Origin of the sequence: Pelagivirga sediminicola (assembly GCF_003072125.1) — a bacterium.
GTDB lineage: Bacteria > Pseudomonadota > Alphaproteobacteria > Rhodobacterales > Rhodobacteraceae > Roseovarius > Roseovarius sediminicola.
Genome location: NZ_QCYH01000005.1, coordinates 25,342 through 43,846 on the forward strand (window position 1 = coordinate 25,342; position 18,505 = coordinate 43,846).

Annotated in this window: 20 protein-coding genes; 12 read left to right on the forward strand and 8 right to left on the reverse strand. The window is 66.3% G+C overall.

Annotated elements, in window-relative coordinates:
• Window positions 1-83 precede the first annotated feature (83 nt).
• Together DC366_RS09915 and DC366_RS09920 are read left to right on the forward strand one after the other, a co-directional pair.
• Window positions 84-1,130 carry an alkane 1-monooxygenase gene (locus tag DC366_RS09915; RefSeq protein ID WP_108692286.1) on the forward strand — a complete coding sequence of 349 codons (1,047 nt, stop codon included), beginning with the start codon at window positions 84-86 and terminating at the stop codon, window positions 1,128-1,130.
• Between the two features lie 44 nt (window positions 1,131-1,174).
• Window positions 1,175-1,567: a hypothetical protein gene (locus DC366_RS09920; protein WP_108692063.1), complete on the forward strand. Its 393-nt coding sequence runs from the start codon at window positions 1,175-1,177 to the stop codon at window positions 1,565-1,567.
• Window positions 1,568-1,609: 42 nt separating this feature from the next.
• Here the strand turns inward: DC366_RS09920 and DC366_RS09925 are convergent, their stop codons facing one another.
• Together DC366_RS09925 and DC366_RS09930 are read right to left on the reverse strand one after the other, a co-directional pair.
• Window positions 1,610-2,254 carry a ChrR family anti-sigma-E factor gene (locus tag DC366_RS09925; RefSeq protein ID WP_108692064.1) on the reverse strand — a complete coding sequence of 215 codons (645 nt, stop codon included), beginning with the start codon at window positions 2,252-2,254 and terminating at the stop codon, window positions 1,610-1,612.
• Window positions 2,255-2,260: 6 nt separating this feature from the next.
• On the reverse strand, window positions 2,261-2,836 hold the full coding sequence (locus DC366_RS09930) for a sigma-70 family RNA polymerase sigma factor (RefSeq protein ID WP_108692287.1): 576 nt from the start codon (window positions 2,834-2,836) through the stop codon (window positions 2,261-2,263).
• A gap of 213 nt (window positions 2,837-3,049) precedes the next feature.
• Here DC366_RS09930 and DC366_RS09935 point away from each other — a divergent pair, with 213 nt between their 5' ends.
• The 10 genes from DC366_RS09935 (at window position 3,050) to DC366_RS09980 (ending at window position 12,558) form a co-directional block, all read left to right on the forward strand.
• Window positions 3,050-4,339, forward strand: a complete 1,290-nt coding sequence (locus DC366_RS09935) for an NAD(P)/FAD-dependent oxidoreductase (protein WP_108692065.1) — start codon at window positions 3,050-3,052, stop codon at window positions 4,337-4,339.
• Complete coding sequence (locus DC366_RS09940; protein WP_108692066.1) at window positions 4,336-5,094, forward strand: DUF1365 domain-containing protein; 759 nt, start codon at window positions 4,336-4,338, stop codon at window positions 5,092-5,094. The genes DC366_RS09935 and DC366_RS09940 overlap by 4 nt, the downstream gene beginning before the upstream one ends.
• Before the next feature lie 2 nt (window positions 5,095-5,096).
• Window positions 5,097-6,350 (forward strand): MFS transporter, encoded by a 1,254-nt coding sequence (locus DC366_RS09945; protein WP_108692288.1) that lies wholly within the window; start codon window positions 5,097-5,099, stop codon window positions 6,348-6,350.
• Between the two features lie 16 nt (window positions 6,351-6,366).
• Window positions 6,367-7,104 (forward strand): SDR family NAD(P)-dependent oxidoreductase, encoded by a 738-nt coding sequence (locus tag DC366_RS09950; protein ID WP_108692067.1) that lies wholly within the window; start codon window positions 6,367-6,369, stop codon window positions 7,102-7,104.
• 124 nt (window positions 7,105-7,228) lie between these two features.
• Window positions 7,229-8,497: an ABC transporter substrate-binding protein gene (locus DC366_RS09955; protein ID WP_108692289.1), complete on the forward strand. Its 1,269-nt coding sequence runs from the start codon at window positions 7,229-7,231 to the stop codon at window positions 8,495-8,497.
• A 73-nt stretch (window positions 8,498-8,570) separates the two neighbouring features.
• A complete protein-coding gene (locus tag DC366_RS09960) occupies window positions 8,571-9,293 on the forward strand; it encodes a haloacid dehalogenase type II (protein ID WP_108692068.1) in 723 nt (240 codons plus the stop codon).
• Between the two features lie 4 nt (window positions 9,294-9,297).
• Window positions 9,298-10,224, forward strand: a complete 927-nt coding sequence (locus DC366_RS09965) for a branched-chain amino acid ABC transporter permease (RefSeq protein ID WP_108692069.1) — start codon at window positions 9,298-9,300, stop codon at window positions 10,222-10,224.
• Entirely contained in the window at window positions 10,221-11,159 is a 939-nt protein-coding gene (locus DC366_RS09970; RefSeq protein ID WP_108692070.1) for a branched-chain amino acid ABC transporter permease, read from the forward strand. Before DC366_RS09965 ends, DC366_RS09970 begins: the two co-directional genes overlap by 4 nt.
• Complete coding sequence (locus DC366_RS09975; protein WP_108692071.1) at window positions 11,156-11,863, forward strand: ABC transporter ATP-binding protein; 708 nt, start codon at window positions 11,156-11,158, stop codon at window positions 11,861-11,863. The genes DC366_RS09970 and DC366_RS09975 overlap by 4 nt, the downstream gene beginning before the upstream one ends.
• Window positions 11,863-12,558, forward strand: a complete 696-nt coding sequence (locus tag DC366_RS09980) for an ABC transporter ATP-binding protein (protein ID WP_108692072.1) — start codon at window positions 11,863-11,865, stop codon at window positions 12,556-12,558. Before DC366_RS09975 ends, DC366_RS09980 begins: the two co-directional genes overlap by 1 nt.
• Window positions 12,559-12,615: 57 nt before the next feature.
• Here DC366_RS09980 and DC366_RS09985 read toward each other — a convergent pair whose 3' ends face one another.
• The 6 genes from DC366_RS09985 to purH all read right to left on the reverse strand — a co-directional run bounded on the left by DC366_RS09985 (window position 12,616) and on the right by purH (window position 18,504).
• Window positions 12,616-13,926: a M16 family metallopeptidase gene (locus DC366_RS09985; RefSeq protein ID WP_108692073.1), complete on the reverse strand. Its 1,311-nt coding sequence runs from the start codon at window positions 13,924-13,926 to the stop codon at window positions 12,616-12,618.
• 11 nt (window positions 13,927-13,937) lie between these two features.
• Window positions 13,938-15,320 carry a M16 family metallopeptidase gene (locus DC366_RS09990; RefSeq protein ID WP_108692074.1) on the reverse strand — a complete coding sequence of 461 codons (1,383 nt, stop codon included), beginning with the start codon at window positions 15,318-15,320 and terminating at the stop codon, window positions 13,938-13,940.
• Window positions 15,321-15,434: 114 nt separating this feature from the next.
• Window positions 15,435-15,950: a DUF3035 domain-containing protein gene (locus tag DC366_RS09995; RefSeq protein WP_108692075.1), complete on the reverse strand. Its 516-nt coding sequence runs from the start codon at window positions 15,948-15,950 to the stop codon at window positions 15,435-15,437.
• Between the two features lie 60 nt (window positions 15,951-16,010).
• Window positions 16,011-16,481 (reverse strand): signal peptidase II, encoded by a 471-nt coding sequence (lspA, locus tag DC366_RS10000; protein WP_108692076.1) that lies wholly within the window; start codon window positions 16,479-16,481, stop codon window positions 16,011-16,013.
• A 14-nt stretch (window positions 16,482-16,495) separates the two neighbouring features.
• Window positions 16,496-16,888: a hypothetical protein gene (locus DC366_RS19645; RefSeq protein ID WP_133176193.1), complete on the reverse strand. Its 393-nt coding sequence runs from the start codon at window positions 16,886-16,888 to the stop codon at window positions 16,496-16,498.
• Window positions 16,889-16,914: 26 nt separating this feature from the next.
• Window positions 16,915-18,504, reverse strand: a complete 1,590-nt coding sequence (gene purH, locus DC366_RS10010) for a bifunctional phosphoribosylaminoimidazolecarboxamide formyltransferase/IMP cyclohydrolase (protein ID WP_108692078.1) — start codon at window positions 18,502-18,504, stop codon at window positions 16,915-16,917.
• Between the last annotated feature and the right edge of the window lies 1 nt (window position 18,505).

Below are 18,505 nucleotides of genomic sequence, written 5' to 3' on the forward strand. Positions count from 1 at the left end.
ACGTGCCCAATGGACAGGACGTTCTGCCGTTTTGCCGCAATGCGGTCGGCCCGTCGGTAAAAGGCGTTGGGAAAGGCGCAGTGATGTTGATGTTCTACGGCGCCACCCTGGCCCCTTTGGCGATGATCGCGCTGGGCGCCACTACGGGCGGGCCGTGGCCTGCGCTGGCGCTGGGATACATGACGGTGCCGTCTTTCGCGCTGGACCGGCTGAGCGCCCGGCGCGCCGAAGACGCAGGCGGCGATGGCGAATTTCCAGCCGCGATCCCGCTGCTGCCGATCATCGGGCTCGCACATCTGCTGTTGCTGGCGCTGGTGGTGCGCGCCATCGCCATGCCCGCCGAGACACTTGGCGCGCTCGGCCCTTGGCAGCGCGCCTTTCTCGGGCTGGCGACGGCGCTTGTCTTTGGGCAGATCTCGCATCCGGCGGCGCATGAGCTGATCCACAAACCGGCGCGCTTGCTGCGTCTTATGGGGCGGCTCATCTACACCAGCCTGCTGGTGGGCCATCACGCCAGCGCGCATCTGCGCGTGCATCACGTCCTTGTGGCAAGCGATGGTGATCCGAATTCCGCGCGCCGCGGCGAGGGCTTCTATCGTTTCGCGCTGCGCGCCGGGCCGGGCAGCTTCAAAGCGGGGTTGGCCGCGGACACCGCGATGCTGCGCCGCGCTGGCCGCCCCGTCTGGCGGCACCCTTACGTGCTCTATTGTGTGGGCGGCGTGGCCTGCATGGGCGCGGCCCTTGCGCTGGGCGGGGTGCCGGGGCTGGCCGCATATGTCGCCATCTGCCTTTACGCGCAGATGCAGATCCTGATGTCGGACTATGTGCAGCATTATGGCCTGCGCCGCCAGACCCTGCCCGGCGGGCGGCTGGAGCCCGTGGGCCCGCAGCATTCGTGGAACACGCCGCATCGGTTTTCCTCGGCGATGACGCTGAACGCGCCGCGCCATTCGGACCACCACGTGAACCCGGCGCGCGTCTATCCGGCGCTGCGGCTGCGGCGCGCGGATATGCCGGTTCTGCCCTATCCGCTGCCCGCCATGGCGGCCCTGTCACTTGTCCCGCCCCTCTGGCGGCGCGTCATGGACCGGCGTCTGGACCGCTGGACCAGCCCGCCCGGCGCAGGATAAATCCCCACTGGCCAGCGGGGCCCATCCCATGTCAGGATCATCCCATGCGCGCGCTTCTCCTTGCCCTTTGTGTGATCGCCCCGCCGGTTCTGGCGGCAGATACGCTCTCGCCCGAAGAGTTCGATGCCTACACGCGCGGGCACACCTTCACCTATGGCAGCCAGGGCATGCCTTACGGGACCGAGCAATATCTGGACAATCGCCGGGTGCGCTGGTCCTTTCTGGACGGCCGCTGCCAGGAGGGCGAGTGGTACGAGGACGGCGGCCTGATCTGCTTTGTCTACGAAGACGAGCCGACGCCGCAATGCTGGGCCTTCCGCCGCGGCGCCGCCGGTCTGGTCGCCCGATTCGCCAATGATCCGAGCCTTGAGGAACTCTACGAGGTCGAACGCAGCGACAAGCCGCTGTCATGTCCGGGGCCGGATGTGGGCGTGTGACGCCAAGGATTAATCTTGGGTCAAATACTCAAATCGGAGCGGTCAGATCTTGAGAAACGGCTGCGCGATGCGCGGGATCCAGCCGCGAAACCGCAGCGGCGCATCCGTCGCGGCAAGACAGATGCAATCATCGCCGGTTTCCGCGATCGGCGTGTGATTCAGGTCCTCGCCCGCGATCTCGATGTCGCCTTTCGCAAAGCGCGAGGTGCTGTCCGCAAAGGCACCCTGCAGCACAAGCGTCAGTTCCGTGCCGCGGTGGCCATGGTCGGGCACTGCCGCGCCCGCAGGGATGTGCAGCAGACGCGCCGTTGCGTCGCCGTCCGTCGGCAGGATCGCCTGGCGCACGCCCATGCCGACGGGCCGCCACCGGACCGCGTCCAGATTGCCGCCGATATAGTCGATCAGCGGCGCGGGCAGCGTGCCACGCGGGCGCGGCGCCGCCGCGGGCCGGGGCCGTTGGCGCGCCGCGGCCAGCGCCGCCTCCATGCTGCCTGCGCTCATCTCGGCGCGCTCGCCGCCGTTCAGCAGCGCGCCCCCCACGCTGTCGAACGCGCCCAGCCGGGCGCGGCAGCTGTCGCACATGCTCAGATGCGCGGCGACCGTCAGGTTGAACGCCTCCGGCAGGGAGCCGGCGGAATAGGCCATCAGCAAGCCATCGGTCAGGTGGTGTCGGATGTTATCGGTCATGGCTTTTCATTTCATCGCGTGGCGCAGGCGGTCCAGCGCCAGGCGGATACGGGATTTGATCGTTCCGAGCGGCAGGCCCGTCTGATCGGCGATTTCGGAATGGCTGAGATCGTTGAAATAGGCCGCCTCAATCAGCGTTTTCTGCTTGGCGGGCAAGGCGGCGATGGCGCGGGTCAGTTCCACGGCGGCTTCTTCCATAGCAAGGATATCGGCCTGATCGGGGGATTCCTGCGGGCCCCAGTACACCTCTTCGGGCTCGGGGCGGCGCGATTTGCGCAGCGCGTCGATGCGCCGGTTGCGCGCGATGGTAAAGATCCACGTTGCGGCGCTGGCGCGGGACGGATCGAACAGATGCGCCTTTTGCCAAAGGGTCGCCATGACGTCCTGCGCGCATTCTTCGGCCAACGTGGCGCCGGCGCCAGATTTCATCAGATAGCCCTTGATGCGCGGCGCGAAATGCTCGAACAGTTCGGCAAAGGCGGCCTCGTCGCTGCTGTCACGGATGCGCGTGATGCAGGCTGTCCAGCGGCTGTTTTCGCTCTGCCTGTTGGGCGGCACGGGGATTTTTCCTGACGTCTGCATGAATAGGGCCCCGCACATCGCGCGGCGGGCCGCAAGCGGGCCTGTCATTGATGCCAAGTCATGGCGGGCGGTGTCAATTGTGCTTAACATGCCACCTCTACGCCCGGTGCCTGCGATTGGATCACATCAGCGTGTCGAAATAAAAAAATGCATCCGAAAAGGGTGCGAATGCGTAGACCATTGAACAAGCAACAAAATCGGAAACAAACCTCTATGCCATTCGAGCTTCAGCCCGCTGCGCGGCGCAAGATCGCGATCATCGGTGCGGGCATTTCCGGGATGGGTGCCGCGCACAGGCTGTCGGACCGCCATGACGTCACCCTCATCGAGGCCGAGCCGCGCCTTGGCGGGCATGCGCGCACCGTCATGGCCGGAAAGAACGGCGATCAGCCTGTCGATACCGGCTTTATCGTGTTCAACTACGCCAATTATCCGCATCTGGCCGATCTGTTTTCGCAACTGGACGTACCGGTCGTTCCCAGCAACATGAGCTTTGCCGCCTCCATCGACGGCGGCCGGGTGGAATACGGGCTGGCCGGTGCGCGGGCGGCCTTTGCCCAGTGGCGCAATGCGGGTCGGCCGGCCTTTTTGCGGATGATGCGCGATATCTTCCGCTTCAACGCGCAGGCGCTGGGCGCGGCCAAGGGCGGGGACATGACGATCGGCGATCTGCTGGTGCATCTGCGGATGGGGCCGTGGTTTCGCGACTATTACCTTTTGCCCCTGTCGGGCGCGATCTGGTCCACGCCGACCGAGAAGATCCTCGATTTTCCGGCCGATGCGATGATGCGGTTCTTTGAAAATCACGCGCTGCTGGGATACGCAGGCCAGCATCAGTGGTACACCGTCCAAGGCGGCTCGGTTCAATATGTCCGGCGGCTGGAGGCGCATTTGCGCAAGATGGGCGTGCGGCTGCGGACCGGGTGCCCCGTGCAGGCCGTGCGCCGCCATCCCGGCGGCGCCGAGGTGAAGGCCGGCGGCGATTGGGAGCGGTTCGACGAGGTGATCATGGCCACCCATTCCGACGATTCGCTGCGCCTGCTGGCCGATCCCAGCCCGGACGAGACGCGCCTGCTGGGCGCGATCGCGTATCAGCCCAATGACATCGTGCTGCACTCGGACCCGTCGGTCATGCCGCGCAGGCGCGCGGTTTGGTCGTCGTGGAACTATACCGAGGAGAAGGGCAAGGAGGGTGGCCGCATCGACCTGACCTATTGGATGAACCGGCTGCAACCCATCCCGATGGACGATCCGCATTTCGTGACGCTGAACACCGCGCGCACCATTCGCGAGGATCTGGTGCATGACCGCGTCACGCTGCGCCATCCTGTCTACGATCACGCCGCGCTGGCGGCGCAGGGGCAGATTGCCGCGATGAACGGCGCCCGGTCCACGTGGTTCTGCGGCGCCTGGATGAAGAACGGTTTTCACGAGGATGGCCTGGGCAGCGGTCTGGACGTGGCGGATGCCATTGCCGAACGCGGGGCGCTGGCGGCGGCATGAGCCGGGTCGATCATATCGCAGGCCACACCTGGCACGGGCGCAAGGGAATGGTGCGCAACGCGTTCCGCTATTCCATCGACTACGTGCTGCTGGACGCCGAAGACCCGTCGCCCGCCGCGCCGCGTCTTTTTGCCCGCAACCGCGGCGCACTGGCCAGCCTGCATGACAGCGATCATGGCGGCGCGCCGAAACAGGGCATCGGCGCGCCCTGGGTGCGGCAGGTGCTGGAGCAATACCAACTGCCCCAACCCGCGAAGATCGAGCTTCTGGCCCAGCCGCGCGTTCTGGGGCAGGTGTTCAACCCGGTGTCGTTCTGGCTCTGCCGGGACGAGGGCGGCGCGCTGCGGCAGGTGATCGCCGAGGTGACGAACACCTTCGGGGATCGTCACAGCTATCTGTGTCACAAGGCCGATGGCTCGGTTATCGGGGCCAGCGACCGGCTGCACGCGGCCAAGATATTCCACGTCTCGCCCTTCCAGCAGGTCGATGGCGACTACGAGTTCCGCTTTGACATCCGCGATGATCGCGTCGGGATCTGGATCGACATGACAGGCGGCGATGGCGGGCTGACCGCAACGCTGGTCGGGCGCCGGAATGCCATGAGCAACCGCAGCCTTCTGCGGGCCATGTGGCGCCGCCCCTTCGGCTCGCGCCGGGTGCTGGCGCTGATCCACTGGCAGGCGCTCAAGCTGTGGTGGAAGGGCGCGAAATACCGTGCCCGCCCCGAGCCGCCGGAGCACGAGGTCTCGCGTTGAGCATCGTCGCCGCACCGCGCCTGCCTGCCTATTCGCTGTTCGCGGCATATCTGGCGGCGGCGGGGCTGCCGATCTATATCCACGCGCCGAAATTCTATGTTGACGAATACGGCGTCTCGCTGGCGCTTCTGGGCACGGTGCTGTTTGCGCTGCGCCTGATCGACGTGGTGCAGGATCCGCTGCTGGGCCGTCTGGCCGCTTGGGCGCGGGCATGGCGCGGGGCGACGGTGCTGGTGGCGGGCGTGCTGATGGCAGCGGCGATGCTGGGCCTTTTTGTCGCCGCGCCGCCCATCGCGCCGGTCTGGTGGTTTGCCCTGATGCTGACGGTGGTCTTTTCCGGCTTCAGCTATCTGACGATATGCTTTTATTCCCAAGGCGTTGCGTCGGCAGATGCGCTGCCGGCGGGGCATCTGCGCCTGGCTCGCTGGCGCGAGACGGGCGCGCTGCTGGGCATATGCGCGGCGTCGGTCGCGCCATTGGCGCTGGGCGGGTTTACGGGCTTTGCGCTGGCGTTTGCGGCGCTGGGGGCGCTGGCGCTCTGGGCGATGCGGGATCAGTGGCGCGGTGCGGCGGTCCCAACGGGGGGCTTCGGCCCGGTGCTGCGTGATGGCGTGTCGCGGCGTCTTTTGCTGATCGCGCTGGTCAATGCCGCGCCGGTCGCCGTCAGCTCGACGCTGTTTCTTTTCTTCGTCGAAAGTCGGCTGGGCGCGCCTGAATGGGAAGGCCCGCTTTTGCTGCTGTTCTTTTTGGCGGCGGCGGGCGCGGCGCCGGTCTGGGGCCGATTGGCCGAGCGGTGGGGCGCGCGCCGCGTTCTGCTGTCGGCGATGGTGCTGGCGATCCTCGCCTTCGGCTGGGCGGCGCTGCTGGGGCGGGGCGACGTGTGGCCCTTCGCCGCCGTCTGCGTGCTGTCGGGCGCGGCCGTGGGCGCGGACATGACGCTGCTGCCCGCGATATTCGCGCGGCGCATGGCGCAGATCTCGCCCGGGGCGTCCGAGGGGTTCGGCCTGTGGTCCTTCGTGTCGAAGCTCACGCTGGCGCTGGCGGCGGTCCTGCTGCTGCCTGCGCTGGAGGCGGGCGGATACACTCCGGGCGCGGATAACAGCGCCGCTGCGCTGATGCTGCTGACGCTGCTCTACTGCGCCGTGCCTTGCGCGCTGAAACTTGTCGCGATTGCCCTTCTGGCCCTGACGCGCCTGCCGGGCGAAGGGGAACCTTTGCCAGCGGCGCCTGTTTTGCCTGCAGGGGACCAAGCATGAAAAGGACGAATGCCACATGACGGAGTGGATCGGAAAACGCTATTGGATGATCGGGGCCAGTGACGGTCTGGGCGCGGCGCTGGCGCACAAGCTGAGCGCGGCGGGCGCCGAGGTGATCCTGTCGTCGCGCAGCGAGGACAAGCTGCAGGAGGTCGCCGACAGCCTGCCGGGCCGCGCCCATGTCGTCACCGTCGACGTCGCCGATCTGGACAGCGTCCGCCGCGCCGCCGAGGCCGTGGGGCAGGTTGACGGGCTGGTCTATACCGCCGGCGTCTACTGGCCGATGAAGGCGCAGGAATGGAATGACGAGCAGGCCGAGGCGATGGGCGACATCAACTTTACCGGCGCGATGCGCGCGGTCGGCGCGGTCGTGCCGCAGATGACGGCGCGCGATTCGGGCCATATCGTGCTGACCGGATCGCTGTCGGGCTTTCGCGGGCTGCCGGGCGCGATCGGCTATGCCGCCAGCAAGGCCGGCGTCATGGCGCTGGGCGAAAGCCTGCAATGCGATTTCCACGGCACCGGCGTGCGCGTCCAGATCGCCAATCCCGGTTTCATCAAGACGCGGCTGACCGACAAGAACGATTTCAACATGCCGTTCCTGATGACCCCCGAAGAGGCCGCGCAGCAGATGTTCGAGATGATGAACGATCCCGGCGCGACGGTGCGGCATTTCCCGCGCCTGTTCAGCTATCTGTTCCGGTTCAGCCGGATCTGGCCCGATTGGCTGTATAACCGCGTCTTCGCCCGGTAGGCGATCCGCGCGCGCCGCGCCGGCGGCGCTGCAATCCGCCGCATGTCATGTAAAAAACTGGACAAAGCGGGCGCTGCTTCGCAGGATGCGCGGCGCGTGATGGATGCACAAAGGGGGCGCCTCGATGACCAGAAAACTCTCACGGCGAGGAGCGCTGACCACATTGGCGGGGGGCGCCGCTGCGCTACCCTTGTGGGCGCGCTATACCCATGCGCAGACGGCCGAGCCGATCAAGGTGGGCTTTCAGGTGCACCGCACCGGCATCGGCGCAGCCTATGGGCGTTGGTATGACCGGACCACCGATGCGGCGGTCAAGCTGATCAACGAGGGCGGCGGGATCAATGGCCGCGAGGTGGCGATGATCGCCGAGGATGATGGCACCAATCCCAAGCGCGGCGCCGAGGTGGTCGAGAAATTCGCCAATCAGCATGGCTGTGACGTCGCCTATGGCACGCTGTTCAGTCATGTCGTCATCGGCTCGGCCCCGCGGGCGGGCGAGCTGAAGCTGCCTTATTTCGTGGTGTCCGAGGGGCATCACGTGGCAAGCGGCATGCTCAACCGCTATACGCTGCAGCCCGGTATCACGGATGTGCGCAGCCAAGTTCTGGCCATGGCGCCGTTCGTTGCCGAGAACCTGGGCAAGAAGGTGACGATGATCTTCGCCGATTTCGCCTTTGGCCATGATCACCGCGACTATTTCACCAAGGCGATCGAGGCGCAGGGCGGCGAGGTGCTGGCCCATATCGCGATACCGCCGAACGAGACGTCGTTCACGCGCTACTTTCCCAAGATCCCGCGCGATACCGAGGTGCTGTATCACGTGATGGTGGGGCCGTCCGTGCTGACCTTCGTCAAGGAACTGGGCGAATTTTTCGGCCCCTCCGCGCCCGCGCTGTTCGGATTCATCGATTCGCTGGAGGCGGTGGATATCGCCAGCCCCGGTCTGGAATTTCTGGAAGGCACCTATTTCTGGGAAGGAATGTGCCGCGACGCGCAGCCGGACGAGACCGAGGACGAGGCGTTCTATCGCGCCACCGTTGGGGTGGACGCGCACGGTGCCGCCGTCGAGGATCCGCAGGATGTATCGACCTACGGCCATATGTTCGGCTGCTGGGTCACGATGCACGCGATCAAGGCCGGAATGGAGGCCGCAGGATACCGCGGGCCGCAGGACCGCGCCGCGTTGATCGAAGCGGTCGAGGCGATGGGCGACATGCCGCACAGCCGGGCCTATCCGCAGGGGCCGATGCGCTTCAACGGGCGCACGCATCAGGTGTTCGGCCAGCAATATATCAGCCGCGTCGAAAATGGCCGCCTGGTGCGCGTGCACACCACCGCCATTGATGAATCGCTTTACCCCGATGAAGTGGATTACACCCAGCAGCCACTCTGACGCGGCAGCAGTGGCGCGCGGTTTGCGGCTGCGCGGCGGTCGGGGATCTTTGGAAACATGAAAGGCACAGTGTATGAAGCTGAGCGATTACAAGGCGTTGACTTTCGATGTCTACGGCACGTTGATTGACTGGGAAAGCGGGATGATCGCGGGGCTGGAGCCGCTGACCCGGCAGCTGGATCTGAGCCGTAATGCCATTCTGGAGGCGCATGCCTATCACGAAAGCACCTGCCAGCGGTTTACGCCCGCCAGGAATTACCGCGACATTCTGGCGACGGTCTACAAGAGGCTGGCCGAGGAATGGGGCCTGCGCGCAACATGGGAGGAGGCGCAGACCTACGGCCGCTCGGTCGAGCATTGGCCGGCCTTCCCCGACAGTGCCGATGCGCTGGCCTATCTGAAGGACCACTTCAAGCTGATCGTGCTGTCGAATATCGACAACGCCAGTTTCGCGTTCAGCGATGCCAAGCTGGGCCGACCCTTCACCGCCGTCTACGTGGCCGAGGATGTCGGCAGCTACAAGCCGGACGCGCGCAACTTTGAATACATGCTGGCGCAGATGGTGCGGCTGGGGCTGGGCCCCGGCGACATCCTGCACACCGCCGAAAGCATGTTTCACGATCACGGCCCGGCCAACCGGCATGGGCTGGCCAATTGCTGGATCTACCGGCGCCATGACGAGGACGGGTTCGGCGCTACGATGGATCCCGGCGATCTGCCAAGCTACGACATGATGTTCCACTCGATGGCCGATCTGGTCACGGCGCACCGCGCCGAGCTGGCCGAGCGGGACTGACAGGGTGGATCTGGGCCCCTACCTTTTGCTGGCGATACTGGAAGGGGCGGTGATGGCGTCCGTTCTGGCGCTGACGGCGGTTGGGCTCAGCCTGGTCTTCGGCGTCATGCGGGTGGTCAACATCGCGCATGGCGAGTTTTTCATGCTGGGCGCGGTTCTGGCGTGGTATGTCACGCAGATGGTCGGCGGCCCGCCCAGCCTCGGGTTTGGCGTCGCCCTGGTGGTGGCGCCGCTGATCGTGGGGGCCATCGCCGTGGCGGCCGACATGACGGTGCTGAAGCGTCTGGACTATGATCCCGAACGCACCATCGTCGCCACGATCGGGCTGCTCTACATCATCCAGCAGCTCACCCTGATGGGCTATGGCCCCGAGGCGCGCCCGGTCGAGCCGCCGTTTAACACGCGCCTTGCGCTGCCGTGGTTCGAGGTCCGCGATGGCGCGCTTGCGCTCTACTGGCCATGGGGGCTGAGCACGACCAGCTACAAGCTGGCGGTGATCGGCGCGGGTATTGCCGTGCTGCTGGGCGTCTGGGCGATGATGGCGCGCAGCCAGATGGGGCTGGTCATGCGCGCGGTGCAGGCGGATCGCGATATGGCGCTGGCCTTCGGCATTCCGGTCGAGCGGGTCTATGCCATGGTCTTCGGGCTCGGCGCGGCGCTGGCGGCGCTGGCGGCGGTGCTGATCGTGCCGATCAGCCAGGCGCATTACCTGATGGGCGCTGATCCTTTGCTGCTGGCCTTTACGGTGGTCATCATCGGCGGCCTCGGCAGCCTGCCGGGCACGGTGGTTGCGGCCATCCTGATCGGACTGAGCGACGGCATCATCTCGGTCTTTTTCTCGCCCACGCTGGCCAAGATCCTGGCGACGCTTCTGGTGGCGCTGGTGCTGGTGTTCCGCCCGCAGGGCCTGTTCGGCGTGCGCAGCGCATGAGCGAGCGGGCGCGCGTTCTGGCCCTGCATGGCGGGCTGCTGGTGCTGCTGCTTGCGCTGCATTTCGTGCTGCCGCCCTACCACCATGGCAATCTGGCACGGATCATGGTGCTGGCCAGCTATGCTGCGGGATACAACATCGTCTTTGGCTATACGGGTCTGCTGAGCCTTGGTCATGCGCTGTTTTTCGCCGCGGGCATGTATGCGATGGGCCTGAGCGTTCCTCATATCGGCACCGGGACAGCTCTATTGGCGGGCGTGGCGGCGGGCGGCATCGGCGCGATCCTGCTGGGGCTGCTGGCGCTGCGCACGCGCGGCGTCGCCTTCATGATCGTGACGTTGATGTTTGCGCAGGCGGGGTATCTGACCATCCTCTATTTCGGCGCCTGGACGCGCGGGGATGAAGGGTTCGTGATCGCGCGCGCGTCGCGGATGCTGTGGGGGCTTGATCTGAGCGACGCGGCTCATCGCTATCTTGCCGCGCTGGCGCTGTTCGCGCTGGTGCTGGGCGCCTGCCTGTGGATGGTGCGCGCGCCCTTTGGCCGCAGCCTGATCGCCATCCGCGAGAACGAGCCGCGCGCGGCGATGCTGGGCTACGACACGTTCCGGCTGAAACTGGCGGCGATGGCGGCCTCGGGCGCGATATCTGGCGCGGCGGGCGCGGCCTATGCGCTGCTCTTTGGATATGCGGGGGCGAGTTTTGCATCGGTGGAATACTCGATCCTGCCGCTGTTGTGGGTGCTCCTCGGCGGTGCGGGCACGGTGCTGGGGCCGTTCATCGGCACGCTGTTCATGTTCTACCTGATCGACCTCAGCTCGGGCGTGACCAGCGCATATATGCTGATCGCGGGGATCGCGCTGGTGTTGCTGACGCTGTTCGCGCCCAGGGGCCTGATGGGAACGGTCCGCGCGCGCCTGTGGCGGTGGCTGCCATGAGCCTTCTGCGCGTCGAGGGGCTGAGCAAGGCGTATGACGGCGTGCGCGCGGTCCACGACGTCACGCTGGACGTGCAGGAGGGCGAGGTGCGGGCCCTGATCGGGCCCAATGGCGCGGGCAAGACAACGCTGGTGGGCATGATCGCCGGGCGCAGCTTTCCCGATGCCGGGCGGATCATCTTCGACGGGCGCGACATCACGCGGCTGCCCGCGCATCGGCGCACGCGGCTGGGCATGGCCTATACGTTCCAGATCACGTCGATCTTCGCCGGGCTGGCGGTGACGGAAAACGTCGCACTGGCGGCGCGCCCGCTTTTGCCGCGCACCGAAGTGCGCCCCGCCGTGCGCGCCGCATTGGCGCGCGCCGGGCTGCAGGAGCAGGCGGACATGCGCGCCGGCGATCTGAGCTATGGCCATCAGCGCCTTCTGGAGATCGCGATGGGGCTGGTCCAGGCGCCGCGCCTGTTGATCCTGGACGAGCCGACGCAGGGGCTGTCCGAGGGCGAGATCGCGGAGTTCAAGGCGCTCGTCCGTGATCTGGCCGGGCAGACCACGATCCTGCTGATCGAGCACAACATGGATGTGGTGATGGCGCTGGCGGGCCGCGTCACGGTGCTGAGCGCGGGCGAGGTGCTGATGACCGGCACCCCGGCCGAGGTGCGGGCCGATCCCGGCGTGCAGGCCGCCTATCTGGGGATGCCGTGATGCTGGAGCTGGACAGGGTCAGTGCCGGATATGGCGCGGCGCAGGTGCTGCGCGAGCTGTCGCTGAGCGTTTCGGCGGGCGAGATCCTGTGCCTGATGGGCCGCAACGGCGCGGGCAAGACCACGGCCATGCGCGCGATCATGGGGCTGATCCCGCTGATGGGCGGGCGCGTCTTGCTGGACGGGGCCGAGGTCAGCGCGCTGGCGCCGCACAAGGTGCCGCGTGCCGGGATCGGCTATGTGCCGCAGGGCCGGCGCCTGTTCGCGGGGCTGACGGTGGCGCAGAACCTTGAGATCGGGATGCGCACGCGGTCCAGCCCGCCCGAGGTGCTGGAGGAGGTGCTGGCGCTGTTTCCGCGCCTGCGCGAACGCTACCGCCAGCCCGCGCAGACCCTGTCGGGCGGCGAGCAGCAGATGCTGGCGACCGCGCGCGCGCTGTGCCTGCGGCCCAAGGCGCTGCTTCTGGACGAGCCGACGGAGGGCCTGCAGCCGTCCATGGTGGACGCGCTCCGGCAGGTGACGCTGCAGATGCGCGGCAGGGGCGTCGCGACGATCCTGGTCGAGCAGCGCCCCGATGCCGCGCTTGCCATCGCGGACCGCATTGCGTTCATTGAAAACGGGCGCGGCGGCGAGGTGGTGCCGGTGGAGATGCTGCGCCGCGATCCCTCGCTGCTGGCGCGTTACCTGGGCGTTTGAGCCCGCGGCGGGCGCAGCGCCGCGAGTATTTTTGCCAAGATGAAGCCGGGGCGCGGCCTATTCCGGCAGGCCTTCGGGCTGACCTGCGACGACAAAGCTGAGCTTGGCCGGATCAAGCAACTCGCGCGCGACGCGGTTGATCTGCTCCAGCGTGACGGCGTTGACCTGATCGTTGCGCGTTGCGATGTAATCGGTCGGCAGCCCTTCGACCTGCATTTCCACCGCGATATTGGCGATGGGCGCGTTGCCGTCAAAGCGCAGCGGATAGGCGCCGGTCATGTAGTTCTTGGCATCTTCCAGCTCCTGCGCGGTGACGCCGCTTTGCTGCATCTTTTGCCATTCCTCCTTGATGACCTCGATGGCCTGCGCCACGCGGTCGTTGGCCGAGGCGACCTGCCCCATCCAGAGCTGCGCGCCGTCCTTGTCGACGAGGTAGGAATAGACGCCATAGGTCAGCCCGCGCTTTTCTCGGACCTCGTTCATCAGGCGGCTTTCAAATCCGCCGCCGCCGAGGATCTGGTTCAGCAGGTAGGCGGCAAAGAAATCCGGATGGTCGCGGTCGATACCCGGCTGCGCGAAGGTGACGACCGATTGGGGCGTGGCAAAGTCGATCACCGTGATGTCGCCGACCAGATCGAGTTTCGCGTCACCCGGCAGCGCGATGTCCGAGCTCTGCGGCAGATCCTGCGTCAGGCTGTCGACCAGTTCGGTCAGCTCATCGGCGGTGATGTCGCCGACCGCCGAGACATAAAGGCGGTCGCGCACAAGGGCGGCGCGGTGCGCGGCGACGATATCATCGCGCGTCAGGCCCGCGACGCTTTCAAGCGTGCCGTCCTTGGATGTACCGTAGGGGTGATCGCCGAAGGTCTTGCTGTCAAAGGCGCGCCCGGCGATGGCGCGGGGATCCTTGAGATCCGATTCGATGATCGAGTTGACCTGTCCGCGCACCCGGTCGATGGATTTCTGGTTGAAGGCCGGATTGACGAGGCTCTCGCGCAGAAGGGCCACGGCATCATCCCGGTTTTCGCTCAGAAAGCGCGCGGAGACGGCCAGCATGTCGTCACCCACGCTGTAGGAGAAATTGGCGGCCAGTGCCTCGGCGCGGCGGGCGAATTCGCGGCTGTCCATGTCGCCTGCGCCTTCCTCCAGCAGGCCGGTCATCAGGTTGGTCGCGCCGCGTTTTCCGGGCAGGTCCAGCGATGCGCCGCCGCGAAAGCGCAGCTCCAGCGCGACGAAGGGGATCGTATGATCCTCGACCAGCCACAGGTTGATGCCGCCGGGCGTGGTCAGGTCCTGCACCTCGATTTCGGCGCTGGCGGGCGCGGCGAGAAGCGCGGCGGCAAGCGCGAGGACAAGCGGGCGGATCATACGGACAAGGCTCATTGCGATACCTCCGGTTGGGGCGCGGTTTCGGGGGCGGTCAGGTATCCGGTGACGGACCGGCGATCGTCGAAAAGATCGCGCGCGGCAGCCAGCACATCCTCGGCCGTGACGTCCTGCAAGACGCCCGGCCAGGCCTGAACATCGGCCACCGTCAGCCCGGAGGCCAGCGCGCCGCCATAGCGGTTTGCAAGGCCGCTCACATCGTCGCGGGCATAGATCTGCGCGGCGCGGACCTGCATCTTGATGCGCTCCAGCTGATCGGAATCGACGCCGTTTTCCAGAAATTCGGCAATCACCTCGTCCATCTTTGCCTCGGCCTGGGCCAGGGACACGCCGGGGACCGGGACGACGACCATCTCGAAGGTCGTCTTGTCGAGCGATATGCCGTCATACCATGCCGCCGATTGCACCGCGACGGCCTCGTCGAATTGCAGCCTTTCGGCCATCAGCGACGTGGTGCCGCCGCCGAGGATCTCGGCCAGGACGGTGAGGGCGGCGGCGCGGGCCTGATCGCCGCTGTCACGCTCGGGCGCGAGATAGCTGCGCGCGACATAGGGTTGCGCGACGCGCGGATCCTGCATCGTCAGGCGGCGCGCGGCCAACTGGCGCGGCTCTTCGGGGCGGATGCGTTCGGGCAGGTCCGGATTGGCGGGCAGGGCGCCATAGGTCTGCCGGGTGAGGGCGTGCACATCCTCCGGGTCCACATCGCCCGCCACGACGACGATCGCGTTGTTGGGCGCATAGTAGAGGCCGTAGAAATCGCGCGCGTCCTGAAGCGTCAGCTCCGGCTGCTCGTGCTTCCAGCCGATCACGGGATCGCCGTAAGGGCTGTTGAGGAACTGGGCCGCGTTTTTCTGTTCGCGGAACAGCGCGCCGGGATCGTTCTCGACCCGCATGTTGCGCTCTTCGATGATGACGTCGCGCTCGGTGGCGACGTTCTGCTCGTCCAGTTGCAGATTGACCATGCGGTCCGATTCCATTTGCATCATCAGCTCCAGCCGGTCGGCGGCGACGCGCTGGAAATAGGCGGTGTAGTCATAGCTGGTGAAGGCGTTGTCATTGCCGCCCTGCTTGGCGACGGTCGACGAGAATTCGCCGGGGGCGAGCGTGTCGGTGCCCTTGAACAGAAGATGTTCCAGGAAATGCGCGACGCCGGACGCGCCCGGCGGCTCGTCGGCCGAGCCTGCGCGATACCAGACCATATGCGTGACGACCGGCGCGCGGTGATCCTCGATCACGATCAGGTCAAGCCCGTTCGCCAGCGTGAAGATGGTGACGTTGTCGGTGCCGACCGTTTCCGGTGCCGGGTCAGGCGCGGTGTCCTGCGCGGCGGCAGCGAGGGGCAGAAGGGCGGCAAGGGCGATCGTCAGGGCGCGCATGGGGGCCTCCGGTTGGGAACGGGCGTGGCGCATAGATACTGGCGCAGGGTGCCTGTGCAACCCGTGATGCCGTATCTGTGAATATCGGCGAAAGCGGCAGGCAGGCCCGCGCCCTTATTGCGCGGGCGGGGCCGAAGGCGTGACGACGCCGCTGCGCTGCATGCGCTGCTTTTCGGACTGCGCGTCGAGCCATTGTTTCTTGTAGGCGGTGGTGTAGTCGTCCATCGGGCCGATGTTGAAGATGTTCACGCGGCCATGGCTGCGGCGCGTCTGGGCATCCTCGACAGCCAGCTCCTGCCGGATGGCGGGCGTGACGCCGTGGCGCTGCGCGTGATTGACAAGGCCCGCATTCCCGGCACTCACCCCGCCCGGCACGGTCGCCGCCGGGTTGCCGCCCAGCGCCGCGATCCCCTCGGCGGTGGGATTGGTATCCACCAGGTTCGCGCCGCCCGGCGTGGGAGGGGGCAGGGCGTTGTAGCTTTGGGGCGTTTGCAGCGGCTTGGTCGGCAGGACGCTGAATTCATCCGGACCGTTGCTTGTGCTTCGCATGCGGGTCAGTTTCCCGTCGCCGCGCCCGCAGGCAGCAACGGCAAGGATCACGATCGAGAGTGCAATGATGCCGCGGCGCATGGTCGTGGCCCTTCTGTCAGATATATCTGGGTGGTGGTTTATCGCATGTTCGCCCCGGCGTCACGTGGGCTTTTTGCCGGGGCTGAAGATCACGAGGCCCAGCGCCCCGGCAAAGATCGAGATATCGGCGACGTTGAACGCATAGGGATTGTCGATGCCGCAGCAGGACATGTTGAGAAAATCGGCAACCGCGCCATAAAGCATGCGGTCGATGACATTGCCCAGCGCCCCGCCGATCAAAAGCCCGGCGGCGATTTTCTGCCATTTGCCGCCCGGCTCGTGATGCACCCACCACAGCACCGCGCCGGAAATGATGATGGCCACGAGGATCAGCGCCCAGCGCGTCACCGGCGAATCCCCCGCCATCAGGCCGAAGTTGATGCCGTAATTCCACGCCATCCGCAGGGTCAGCAGCGGCGGCGCCACCTCGATCGTGCCGAGGGTGCGCAGGTCCATCCAGTGAACGACCAGCCATTTGCTGAACTGGTCCAGCACGAAGACGCAAAAGGCCGTCCAAAATACCCACCGCATGCGCCGACCCCTTTTCAGAATTCTCTACCATTGTGCTTTGCGATGACCACGGTGAAAAGATCCTCCCGCACTTCATCAAGGTGCTCAGGATCTCCGCAGAAATCGAAATTTGGACGAAGCATGGCGAAATTGGTGTTGCTTCCGAGCACCGCGACGAGCCTAACCAGATACTCACCGACGTATTCTCCACCATGCTGGTAGACCGGCTCGGCGTCAGCAAACACGAAAGTCGCGGCAGGATTTCGTTCGGTCGCATAGCTATCGGCAGTTCTTACGGCGTTATTGGCGATGTATTCCCAGAAGGGAAAATTATCTGCTCTATTTCCATCTGCGCACTCTTCGGCAGCAGTCGCGAACGGTATCCCGGCGCCGATAGAAAGCGCGCAAAGAAAGTGAACTAGCCTCATAGGTCTATTGCCTCCTTGCGAATTTTTCAGTGCCGGAAATGGCGCATGCCGGTCAGCACCATGGCAAGGCCTGCCTCGTCCGCGGCGGCGATCACCTCGTCGTCGCGCATCGAGCCGCCGGGATGGATCACGGCGGTCGCGCCCGCTTCGGCGGCGGTCAGAAGGCCGTCGGCGAAGGGGAAGAACGCGTCGGAGGCGACGACGCTGCCTTGGGTCAGCGGCTTTGCAAGGCCCAGCACCTCGGCCATGTCCTGCGACTTGCGCGCGGCGATGCGGCAACTGTCGACGCGGCTCATCTGGCCCGCGCCGACGCCGACGGTCGCGCCGTCACGGGCGTAGACGATGGCGTTGGATTTGACGTGTTTGGCGACCTTCCAGGCGAAGAGCATATCGGCCAGCTCGGCCTCGGTCGGCTGGCGCTTGGTCACGACCTTCAGATCGTCCGCGCTGATATGCCCGTTATCCTTGTCCTGCATCAGGTAGCCGCCCGAGACCTGCCGGATCGTCCGTGCCGCCGCGCGCGGATCGGCCATGCCGCCCGTGATCAGCAGGCGCAGGTTCTTCTTGGCCTCGAAGATGCGGCGCGCGTCGTCGTCCGCGCCGGGGGCGATGACGACCTCGGTAAAGATCTGGGCGATCTCATCGGCGGTGGCGCCGTCCAGCGGCTGGTTCAGCGCGATGATCCCGCCGAAGGCGGAGGTGCGGTCGCAATCGAACGCGCGCGTATAGGCGTCCTTCAGCGTTGCCGCGCGGGCGACGCCGCAGGGGTTGGCATGCTTGATGATCGCGCAGGCGGGGCCGTCCTCGGGGGCGAACTCGCTGGCCAGCTCGAACGCCGCGTCCGTGTCGTTGATGTTGTTATAGCTCAGCTCCTTGCCCTGAAGCTGCTGCGCCGTGGCGACGCCGGGCCGCGCGCTGCCGTCCAGGTAGAAGGACGCCGATTGATGCGGGTTCTCGCCATAGCGCAGAACCTGCGCCAGCGTTCCGGCCACCGTCCGGCGGCGCGGGGTGTTGTCCTGTTGCTGCGCGGCCATCCACGTGGAGACGGCCGAATCATAGGCGGCGGTGCGCGAATAGGCGGTCATCGCCAGCTTTTGGCGGAAGGCCAGCGTCGTGCCGCCGTCATTGGCCGCCATCTCGTCCAGCAGGGGGGCGTAATCCTCGACATCGACGACGACGCTGACGAAACCGTGGTTCTTTGCCGCCGCGCGAATCATCGCGGGGCCGCCGATGTCGATATTCTCGATGCAGGTGGCAGGGTCCGCGCCGCTCGCGACGGTGCTTTCGAACGGGTAGAGGTTGACCACCAGCAGATCGATCGCGCCGATGCCGTGCTCCTCCATCGCGCGCACATGCTCCTTATCGTCGCGCAGCGCCAGAAGACCGCCATGCACGGCAGGGTGCAGCGTCTTGACGCGCCCGTCCATCATCTCGGGAAAGCCTGTGACATCCGCCACATCGCGCACCGTGAGCCCCGCATCGCGCAGCGCCCTGGCGCTGCCCCCGGTGCTGAGCAGCTCGACGCCGCGGTCCGCTAGGGCGCGGCCCAGATCGGTCAGCCCGGTCTTGTCGGACACGGACAGAAGGGCACGGCGGATGGGGGCGATATCGGTCATG